Origin of the sequence: Microcystis sp. LE19-10.1B (assembly GCF_027530565.1) — a bacterium.
In the GTDB taxonomy this organism is placed as follows: domain Bacteria; phylum Cyanobacteriota; class Cyanobacteriia; order Cyanobacteriales; family Microcystaceae; genus Microcystis; species Microcystis aeruginosa.
In genome coordinates, this window is sequence record NZ_JAPZQM010000214.1 from 1 (window position 1) to 10,102 (window position 10,102).

Genomic DNA, 10,102 nt, shown 5'->3' on the forward strand with positions numbered 1-10,102 from the left:
GGGGGTCAATTACCTAATTTTCAGGGAAAAAGTCCCTGAATTTCCCCCTGATCACTCCCATATCTGGTACTTTTTGAGGGGAAAAAAGTCCAAAAGTCTTATCCAACAAGGTTTTTAGATTTATTCAGCAAGCCTTAATTAGGGTTTGCGGCAAAAAGTTTGTTGGTGGGGACAGGGTGTGGGGTGTGGGGTGTGGGGTGTGGGGTGTAGGTTTTTACAGCTTTTCATCTGGTCAATTACCTAATTTTTAGGGAAAAAGTCCCTGAATTTTCCCCCCGATCACTCCCAGATATGGTACTTTTTGATTGACAAAAAGTCTAAAAGTCTTACCCAACAAGGTTTTTAGCTTTATTCAGCCAACCCTAATTAATTTCTAAAAAATCTTGCAATTTTCTTAGATAAGTAGGGGCATCTTCTAACATGGGAAAGTGAGCGGTATTAGCCATCTCCACATACTGGATATTATTATTCAAATCCGCCGCCATTTTGCCCATTTTGGCAGGAATAATAATGTCTTTTTCCCCTGATACTAAAAGAGTTGGTACCTTAATCTCAGCAAATTTACCAGGCATAATTTCCACTGCCTTTTTACTCACAGATGTATAAATTGTGCCTAGGACGGCATCGTAATCCGCCGCTAAAAAATCTTCTAAAAAAGCAATTCTTTCTGATTTTGGGATCGATCGATGCAAAAATCTCGCCATAAATAATCGATCGGCAAAAGGTACTTTTAAAAACCAATCATAACGAAACTGTACCACATACTTACCGAATTTATGGAAGGCAGCAAAAGCCGCTTTATTATACTCAAAAATGCCATTACAGGTTAAAACTGCTTTGACCACTCTTTCGGGGTACATAGTAATAAAAAAAGTCGCCACCGATGCCCCCATAGAGTGACTATTGAGATAGATTTTTTCAATTTCCAAACTATCTAAAAACAAGGCCAAATCAAGGGCATATTCTTCTAAATCGTAGGAAAGATCGGGGGATTTTTCCGGCAATTTAGACCGACCAAAACCGCGCATATCGTACAATAAACAATCAAAGCGATCGCAAATTGCCGCAGCAGTTGATCGCCAATAGCGTCCCGATCCTCCCCAACCATGAATAAACACCATCACCGGCTTTTTCTCAACAGATTCCGATTGCCGAATCCACTCGTAATAGTGGGGAACACCGCGAACAGTGATTGTTTTATCGATTATTTGAGTTTTCATGATAGATGTCGTCTTCCAGATTATCCCAAATCTTAGCCAGTGCAGTTTCGCTGACTTTTTGCCAGAAATCCGAGTTTGTCTCCTCCGGGATAAGGGTGACTAAAACCCTAGTACCCTCTGGAATCGGCACAGATTCGAGGAGTTCGATCCGGCCTTCTTTGACGATCGCGGGAACGGTGTTCAGCATGGTTAACCTCGATTTTTCCCCTTAAGCGGATTCTTGACTGGGTAGAGAGGAAGGATGAACCAATAGATCCGCTGTAGAACGTTTTTCCACCATTTCGCGGGTGATTAAACATCGTTTCACGTCCTTGCGCGAGGGCAATTCGTACATGACATCGAGCATTAATTCCTCAACAATACCCCGTAGGGCCCGGGCCCCGGTTTTGCGACGATAGGCCTCTTGGGCGATCGCTAGTACGGCATCAGATTTAAACTCTAACTGTACATTGTCCATCTTCAACAGTTTTTGATACTGTTTCACCAAAGCGTTGCGGGGTTGGGTCAGGATAGCGATTAAAGCTTCCTCATCCAGGGGTGACAGGGCCGCTAGGATGGGAATCCGACCGACAAACTCTGGAATCATGCCAAATTTGACTAAATCATCGGGAGTCATTTGTTTTAATAACCCTGCCGCCACCTTATCCTTACTAGCTTGGCCATCTCCTGGTTGAATAAAGCCCATGGATTTTTTACCGAGACGCTGATCGATCACCTTATCTAAACCAACAAACGCCCCACCGCAGATAAACAGGATATTGCTGGTGTCAATCTGAATACAATCCTGATAGGGGTGTTTGCGGCCGCCTTGGGGGGGAACATTGGCGATCGTTCCCTCTAACATTTTCAGTAAAGCTTGCTGTACCCCTTCTCCGGACACATCCCGGGTAATCGAGGTATTTTCGCTCTTGCGGGCAATTTTATCGATTTCATCGATGTAGATAATGCCCCGCTGCGCTTCTTCCACGTCTAAATCTGCCACTTGTAACAGACGCAAGAGAATATTTTCCACATCTTCCCCCACATAACCGGCCTCGGTTAAAGTGGTGGCATCAGCGACAGCAAAAGGTACATCGAGGATTTTAGCCAGAGTTTGAGCTAGAAGGGTTTTTCCCGATCCTGTGGGACCAATTAACAGAATATTGGATTTTTGCAGTTCGATGCTATCTTCTGGACTACCGCCACCGGCTTTTTGGGTTTGGATATCTTTGAGGCGTTTGTAATGGTTATAAACGGCCACCGAAAGCACTTTTTTCGCCTCATTTTGACCAATAACGTAGTCATCGAGGTGTTTTTTAATCTCTCTTGGTTTGGGAATTTGTTCCCAAGTGGTTTTGTTTTGGCCCGATCGCCGTTTGTTGGGACGTTCCTCCACTGGGGCGACCGGACTGGGCGGTTCCATCAATTCCTCATCGAGAATTTCGTTACACAGTTCCACACACTCGTCACAGATATAGACCCCCGGCCCGGCGATTAATTTTCGCACTTGTTCCTGGGATTTGCCGCAAAATGAACACTTGAGGTGGGAGTCGTACTTAGACATAGTTTATTTACAGGGAAGTAACGGGAACGGTAGGATCGGGCAGTTCGGGACGGGAAATCACCAGATCGATTAACCCATATTCTTTGGCTTCGACGGCCGACATGAAAAAGTCCCGTTCGGTGTCGTTAGCGATGCGATCGTAGGGTTGACCAGTGTGGTGAGCCAGCATGGTATTGAGTCTCTGTTTAATGTAGAGGATCTCTTTGGCTTGGATGGCGATATCACTAGCTTGACCTTGGGCGCCGCCGAGGGGTTGGTGAATCATGATCCGGCTACTGGGTAGGGACATCCGTTTACCTGCTGCGCCGCCACAAAGCAGGAATGCTCCCATACTAGCGGCTAAACCGAAACAAATTGTCGCCACGTCGGGGCGAATTTGTTGCATGGTGTCGTAGATAGCTAGTCCGGCATAAACGGAACCGCCGGGGGAGTTGATATAGAGTTGGATATCTTTTTCGGGATCTTCTGCCTCCAAGTAGAGGAGTTGGGCGACGATCGAATCAGCGACCTGATCATCGACGGGAGTTCCCAAAAAGACAATTCTCTCGCGCAAGAGTCGAGAATAGATATCAAAAGCCCGTTCACCCATGCCAGACTGTTCGATTACCACGGGTAAAACGTTAGCTAGGGAGTTTCTCCCCGTGTTGGCGTAGATAGCAGGGCGACAATTACTGGTAATTGGGTAGTCAGGTGATCTCGATTCGAGCATAATTTTTTCGGTTCCGCTATCACAATCTTAGGGGTTTTGCTTGGCTGTGGAGCTTTTATTGGCCAATGTTAAGCATCTTTAGCACTTCTGTCCATCTATTATGCCCTAAGTTTTCCCCGGTTGGCAGGAATCAGTTATCAGTTATCAGTGATCAGTTATCAGTTATCAGGAGATGGGGGAATGGGGGAATGGGGGAATGGGGGAATTCAACCAATACCCTAAAACCCCAACACCCCAACACGACTGCTAACTCCTTACGGTTATTCTTCCTCAGCCTCAGCTGCCAACACTTCCACTTCGGTGAATGCGAAGGTTTCTTCCGTTTCCTCATCCTCCCTTGTTTCTTCCTCTAGGGAACCTTTGGGGACGAGGGTGATAGTAGCTTTTTCTTTCAGCCATTCCAGGGTGTTTTCTGCCAGCATTTCTTCGGTGATCACCTGTTCCAGACGCTGCCTATCTATGTCGCGATCGGACAATTGGGCCATGATTTTAGCGATTTTTTCCGTTACCGCTTCGGCACTGACTTCAATGCCGGCGACTTTAGCCAATTCCTGCACCACGAGAGTCTCTTTCAGACTTTCGATCGCATCGGGACGGGTGTTTTCCCGCATTTTGGGAATATTATCTTTTGTAAACAACTGGTTGACATCTAGCCCCATTTGTTGAAATTCCATGAAGCTTTGGGTCAAAATATGCGTCACTTCCTTTTCGATCAGCGTCTCCGGTAAATCTAAAGTCGCACCCTTGACCAATTCCTTGGTTAAAGCGTCATAAATGCTTTCTTTGGTTTCCTTCTCCGCTTGTTCTTGGAAACGTTTCTCTAAACTTGCTCTTAATTCGGCGATTGTTTCCTGATCGCTGACTTCTTGGGCAAAATCGTCGTCAAGCTCTGGTAATTCCTTTGCCTTTAACTCTTTCATCGTAATTGTAAAGATTACCGCTTTTGCTGCCACATCCTCTTTCGGATAATCTTCTGGGAAAGTTAAAGTCATCTCTTTGACTTCTTCCGGTTTCATGCCGATAATTCCTTCCACCATCCCCTCGATAAAGCGTCCTGCTTCCATATCCACCCGCAGATCTTCGCCGTCAATATCCGGGATATCTTCGCCAGTTTCGGCGGATTTTCCCCGATAATCAACGATCGCCACATCTCCCAGCTGCGCCCCGCGATCTTCCACGGGAACCAATGTCGCTAACTGTTCTTGACGCTCTTTAAACCAATTTTCCACGGATTCGGGATCATAAACGGTTTCTTCGGCAGTAACGCTCAGATTTTCGTAATCTCCGAGAATAATTGTCGGGGCCACATCCACGGAAACTGAAAAAGTCAAAGCTTTACCCGGTTCATAGGCAGCGATCAAATCCTCAAACTGAGACAATAGCTGGGGATTACCCAGGGACTCGATCCCCTCCTGTTTTAGGGCAGATTCGAGGCAATTTTCGATTAATTCCTCAATTACCGCCGCTTTTACCGCTTTAGTTCCCAATCTTTGCAGAAGAATCTGACGGGGAACCTTACCGGGGCGAAAACCGGGTATATTGGCCGACTTCGCTAAATTATTTACCACTTTCTCGTGGGTGTTTTTCGTGGTTTCGGCGGGAATTTCAATTTCTAAACCTATCTGACTGGCAGGAAGCTTTTCCTGAATAACTTTCATTGATTTTTCTAGCTCTTACGACAAGGAACGTTTATAATAGGGTGAGCGGTGTTTACGCCTGCGGTGGATCCGTCCCGCTCATGATATTCTAGGGGAATAGCTGCAGTTGCTCCCCAAGCTGTCACAATCTTTTTATTTTAGCGGTCAATGGGGTATATTTAATTTATTCCGTCCTTGGGGCAGTTAAGCCCAATCAGAAAATTTTGCTGATCAAAAGCCGATCAATCCAAGCTTGAGAATAACTCGGCGGACAAAAAAGATTTTTTACTGTAACGATTTCTTCAGACCATTATCATCACCCAACTCGTCAGGAGGTTACACAATTTGAGTCAAAAAGTACGGGTCGCTATTTTAGGGGCCACCGGGGCCGTGGGAACGGAATTACTAGAGTTATTAGCTAGTCGTCAATTCCCTCTCGCTAGTCTAAAATTACTGGCTTCCGAGCGTTCTGCTGGAAAAACCCTCGATTTTCAGGGCGAAAGTCTCCTCATCGAAGCGGTAAACGAGCGCTCTTTTCAGGACGTGGATATCGTTCTCGCTTCTGCGGGGGGAGCCACCTCAAAAGTTTGGGCGAAAACTATTGTCGAGTCGGGTGCGACGATTATCGATAACTCCAGCGCTTTTCGCATGAATCCCGAAGTGCCTCTGGTTGTCCCGGAAATCAATCCCGACAGTGTGGACAATCACCGGGGCATTATCGCTAATCCCAACTGTACGACAATTCTTTTAGGAGTGGCGATCTGGCCTCTCCACCAAGTACAGGCGATCGAGCGAGTAGTAGTTTCTACTTATCAGTCCGCTAGTGGTGCTGGAGCGCGAGCCATGGAGGAGGTAAAACAGCAAGCGCAAGCAATTCTTGACAATCGACAACCTCCCACTAATTCCTTCCCCTATCCCCTCGCTTTTAATCTTTTTCCCCACAATACCCCGATTAATGGTCAGGGGTACTGCGAGGAAGAAATGAAAATGGTCAACGAAACCCGCAAGATTTTTGCTTGTCCAGAGCTGCGGGTTAGTGCCACCTGTGTACGGGTTCCCGTCCTGCGCGCCCATTCGGAATCGGTTAACCTAGAATTTAGTCGGCCTTTTTCTGTGGTGAAGGCTAGAGAAATTCTTCAGTCCGCTCCGGGGGTAAAATTAGTGGAAGATTGGGACGCTAATTATTTTCCCATGCCAATTGATGCTACCGGTCGCGATGAAGTATTAGTGGGACGCATTCGTCAAGATATCTCCCATCCTAACGGTCTAGAATTGTGGCTATGCGGCGATCAAATTCGCAAGGGTGCGGCTTTAAATGCCGTGCAAATTGCGGAACTTTTAGTCAAGAAAAATCTCGTCGGTTCAAGATTAGCAACAGTTTGATAATTAAGCTATCAGCCATCAGCTAGATCAAGGCGATAATAACTAGACCTCTGGTAAAAATCAAAAATTGTTGTTAGGGTTAGGAGTCAGTAGTCAGTAGTCAGTAGTCAGTAGTCAGGAGGATTAAGAATGAATAATAATCAATTAAATGGTCTATTTACAGACTTTAGGCAATTTAATCCTTATTTTTGCCGTTTTTGAATCCTCAAAAATTAATTATGCAAGAGGTTAACTAGAACGTAGGTTGGGTTGAAGCATGAAACCCAACGCCCGATTATGTTACGCCACCGCTAACCCATCCTACAAATAATTAAGTGGGTGGGTGGAATTAAATATAAGATGAACGTAGGTTGGGTTGAAGCATGAAACCCAACGCCTGATTATGTTACGCTACCGCTAAACCATCCTACAAATAACTAATTGTGCCTCCCTACTTAGGAGGATTGCCAGATTCTTTCTTTTGCCTCTTGCCTTCAGAAGTTGATAACTGATAACTGATAACTGATAACTGATAACTGATAACTGATAACTGATAACTGATCAATGAGTGAAACATATTTTGGACGAGTAATTACGGCGATGGTGACACCCTTCACCGTCGAGGGTCAAGTTAATTATGCCCTGGTGGAAAAATTGGCCGATTATCTAGTTACCCACGGTAGCGATGGTATAGTGGTCTGTGGGACGACGGGAGAATCACCCACCCTAAGTTGGCAGGAAGAATACGAACTATTTAGTATTGTCAAAAAAGCGGTTAATGGTCGGGGAAAAGTGATTGCGGGGACGGGTTCTAATTGCACTTCCGAAGCGATCGAAGCGACCCAACAGGCTGCTAAACTGGGTTTAGATGGTTCTTTACAAGTGGTTCCCTACTACAATAAACCTCCCCAAGAGGGTTTATATGAGCATTTTTGCGCCATTGCCAAAGCTTGTCCCGATCTGCCAGTAATGCTTTATAATATACCTGGTCGCACGGGTCAAAATATGACCCCAGAAACGATTATTAAACTGGCAGCAGTTGATAATATTGTGGCGGTAAAAGAAGCTAGTGGTAATTTAGAACAAACCTGTAAGATTTACTGTCATACTCCTGAAAATTTCGCTATTTATTCCGGCGATGATTTTCTCACCTTACCCCTGATGACCTGTGGTGCGGTGGGAGTGGTCAGTGTTGCTAGTCATCTAGTGGGAGAAGAAATCCAAGGAATGATTCAAGCTTTCTTAACTGGAGATGCGGCCAAAGCGATCGAGATTAATTTGAAATTATTTCCCCTGTTTAAAGGTTTATTCTGTGCCACTAATCCAATTCCAATTAAAGCGGCCTTAAATCTAGTCGGTTGGGAAGTGGGGGGTCTAAGACTTCCTTTATGTTCCCTAAGTCCCGAGTTAGAAGAAGGATTAGCAAAAGTTATGCAAGAATTGGCTTTAATCTAGAAAAATACTAGAAAATTTGGCTCACTAAACTAGGATTTTTTCGAGAAATAGGTTATAATGTTAATAGCTTAACTAGAAAAAAATATAGTTTAGAACGGCTAGAAAGTATTGATATAAGTGAGTTTAGCTAGGTATTATTTTCCTAGCAAGAATTGTTCTAACTATTCATTTTTTGAGATTTCCCGTCCAAAAAAACCACCTGAAAAATCACCATAACTTACCATCAAAGGACACCTAATGAATCAAGATAAAACCCAAGCAAAACTAAAGATCATTCCCCTAGGAGGACTACACGAAATCGGCAAAAACACCTGTGTTTTTGAGTACGATGATGAGATTATTCTCCTGGATGCCGGTTTAGCTTTTCCTTCCGATGATATGCACGGGGTCAATGTAGTGCTTCCCGATATGACTTATCTAAGAGAAAATCGCCATAAAATTAAGGGTATGATCGTCACCCACGGTCACGAAGATCATATCGGTGGCATTCCCTACCATCTCAAACAATTTGATGTACCAATTATCTACGGTCCGCATCTAGCGATGGCTTTATTGCGGGATAAATTGGAAGAAGCAGGATTAGCAAATCGTACCAAATTAGAAACCGTAGTTCCCCGGCAAATGGTGCGTTTAGGTAAATCTTTCATGGTGGAATATATCCGCAATACCCACTCGATCGCCGATAGTTTTTGTGTAGCAATTCACACTCCTTTAGGGGTAGTTATTCACACAGGAGATTTTAAAATTGACCATACTCCCGTGGATGGCGAATTCTTTGATCTACAAAAAATTGCCGAACATGGCGAGAAAGGGGTGCTATGTTTATTGAGTGATTCCACTAACGCGGAAGTACCCGGTTATACTCCTTCGGAAGCTTCCGTTTATCCCGGGTTAGAGCGGGTTTTTAACCAAGCAACGGGACGGATTATGATCACTACCTTTGCCTCCTCAGTGCATCGGATTAATCTGGTGTTGAAATTGGCCCAGAAATTTAACCGGAAAGTGGTGGTAGTGGGTCGATCGATGTTAAATGTCATCGCTCATGCGCGCAATTTGGGGTATATAAAATGTCCCGACGATATATTTGAACCCCTGAAAGCGACCCGCAATTTAGCTGATGATAAAATCGTCATTTTAACCACAGGATCCCAGGGGGAACCTTTAGCGGCCATGACGCGGATTTCTAAGGGTGAACATCCTCATATTCGTGCGCGTCAGGGGGATACGATTGTCTTTTCCGCTAATCCGATTCCGGGTAATACGATCGCTGTGGTCAATACAATTGATCGCCTGATGATGCAGGGTGCTAACGTAGTTTACGGACGCGATAAGGGAATTCACGTTTCCGGCCATGGTTCCCAAGAAGACCATAAATTGATGCTATCTTTGACGCGGCCGAAGTTTTTTGTGCCAGTGCATGGAGAACACCGAATGCTGGTCAAACACGCTCAGATGGCCCAAAGTATGGGGATTCCCGCCGAAAATATGGTAATTGTCAAAAATGGTGACACGATCGAGTTAACTAGCGATCGCATTGGACTTGGCACACCAGTGCCTTCGGGAATCGAGTTAGTCGATCAAGCGGGTGTGGTTCACGAACACATTATGCAGGAAAGACAACAGTTAGCCGAAGATGGTGTGATTACGATCGCATCCTTCGTTAACAGTGAGGGACAATTAAGCGCACCCCCAGAGATTAATTTGCGCGGTGTGGTGACAAAAGTGGAAATCCCGCTGCTGAATCAGCTAATTATTCGGGCGATCGAACGCTGTTTAAGCGATCGCATCGGTGAATTTAAAACCGCCACGGGGTCCCCGGATTGGGCCGGTTTGCGGGCCGAAATCGAGACGACTTTGCAACGTTTAATCAAACGGGAGTTACAGAGTCAACCCCTAGTGATTTTTCTCCTGCAAGCGGCGGCAACGGAACCAGCGAACAATCGTACTTATCGCCGCCGCCGTCCCGCAGCTACCATGGCCTCCTAATAGCAGTGGGACAGGAGACTCCCAGACAGGAGTCTCCGAGACAGGAGACAGGAGATTATTTTTATTTATCCTTCCCATCCCCCCCCACCCCACTTCCCCACATACCCAATTCCCCAAGTACCCACATCCCCCCGTCCCCCCATGCCCCCAAAACCAAATCCCCCCAACCCCCCCCCCCCCCACCCCCACC

8 protein-coding genes are annotated in these 10,102 nt (G+C 45.6%); 3 read left to right on the forward strand and 5 right to left on the reverse strand.

Going from position 1 to position 10,102, the window contains the following annotated elements; genetic code table 11:
• Nucleotides 1-362: 362 nt before the first annotated feature.
• From O9332_RS07880 to tig, 5 genes are all read right to left on the reverse strand, one after another.
• Complete coding sequence (locus O9332_RS07880) at nucleotides 363-1,220, reverse strand: alpha/beta fold hydrolase (RefSeq protein WP_002758594.1); 858 nt, start codon at nucleotides 1,218-1,220, stop codon at nucleotides 363-365.
• Entirely contained in the window at nucleotides 1,198-1,407 is a 210-nt protein-coding gene (locus O9332_RS07885; RefSeq protein ID WP_002752152.1) for a hypothetical protein, read from the reverse strand. The genes O9332_RS07880 and O9332_RS07885 overlap by 23 nt, the downstream gene beginning before the upstream one ends.
• Before the next feature lie 21 nt (nucleotides 1,408-1,428).
• Nucleotides 1,429-2,763, reverse strand: coding sequence for an ATP-dependent protease ATP-binding subunit ClpX (clpX, locus tag O9332_RS07890; RefSeq protein WP_288024756.1), 1,335 nt, complete (start codon nucleotides 2,761-2,763; stop codon nucleotides 1,429-1,431).
• A 7-nt stretch (nucleotides 2,764-2,770) separates the two neighbouring features.
• A complete protein-coding gene (gene clpP / locus O9332_RS07895) occupies nucleotides 2,771-3,472 on the reverse strand; it encodes an ATP-dependent Clp endopeptidase proteolytic subunit ClpP (RefSeq protein ID WP_002736918.1) in 702 nt (233 codons plus the stop codon).
• A gap of 260 nt (nucleotides 3,473-3,732) precedes the next feature.
• Nucleotides 3,733-5,130 (reverse strand): trigger factor, encoded by a 1,398-nt coding sequence (tig, locus tag O9332_RS07900; protein WP_002758597.1) that lies wholly within the window; start codon nucleotides 5,128-5,130, stop codon nucleotides 3,733-3,735.
• A gap of 324 nt (nucleotides 5,131-5,454) precedes the next feature.
• Here tig and O9332_RS07905 point away from each other — a divergent pair, with 324 nt between their 5' ends.
• The 3 genes from O9332_RS07905 (at nucleotide 5,455) to O9332_RS07915 (ending at nucleotide 9,912) form a co-directional block, all read left to right on the forward strand.
• Nucleotides 5,455-6,492, forward strand: a complete 1,038-nt coding sequence (locus O9332_RS07905; protein WP_002758599.1) for an aspartate-semialdehyde dehydrogenase — start codon at nucleotides 5,455-5,457, stop codon at nucleotides 6,490-6,492.
• 543 nt (nucleotides 6,493-7,035) lie between these two features.
• Nucleotides 7,036-7,926 (forward strand): 4-hydroxy-tetrahydrodipicolinate synthase, encoded by an 891-nt coding sequence (gene dapA / locus O9332_RS07910; RefSeq protein ID WP_002758601.1) that lies wholly within the window; start codon nucleotides 7,036-7,038, stop codon nucleotides 7,924-7,926.
• A 237-nt stretch (nucleotides 7,927-8,163) separates the two neighbouring features.
• Complete coding sequence (locus O9332_RS07915) at nucleotides 8,164-9,912, forward strand: ribonuclease J (RefSeq protein WP_002758603.1); 1,749 nt, start codon at nucleotides 8,164-8,166, stop codon at nucleotides 9,910-9,912.
• Nucleotides 9,913-10,102: the final 190 nt, after the last annotated feature.

What these genes read in the sequence shown, in the direction of transcription:
- O9332_RS07880 (WP_002758594.1), bottom strand. Translation starts at nt 1,220, where the DNA reads ATGAAAACTCAAATAATCGATAAAACAATCACTGTTCGCGGTGTTCCC.
- O9332_RS07885 (WP_002752152.1), bottom strand. Translation starts at nt 1,407, where the DNA reads ATGCTGAACACCGTTCCCGCGATCGTCAAAGAAGGCCGGATCGAACTC.
- clpX (WP_288024756.1), bottom strand. Translation starts at nt 2,763, where the DNA reads ATGTCTAAGTACGACTCCCACCTCAAGTGTTCATTTTGCGGCAAATCC.
- clpP (WP_002736918.1), bottom strand. Translation starts at nt 3,472, where the DNA reads ATGCTCGAATCGAGATCACCTGACTACCCAATTACCAGTAATTGTCGC.
- tig (WP_002758597.1), bottom strand. Translation starts at nt 5,130, where the DNA reads ATGAAAGTTATTCAGGAAAAGCTTCCTGCCAGTCAGATAGGTTTAGAA.
- dapA (WP_002758601.1), top strand. Translation starts at nt 7,036, where the DNA reads ATGAGTGAAACATATTTTGGACGAGTAATTACGGCGATGGTGACACCC.
- O9332_RS07915 (WP_002758603.1), top strand. Translation starts at nt 8,164, where the DNA reads ATGAATCAAGATAAAACCCAAGCAAAACTAAAGATCATTCCCCTAGGA.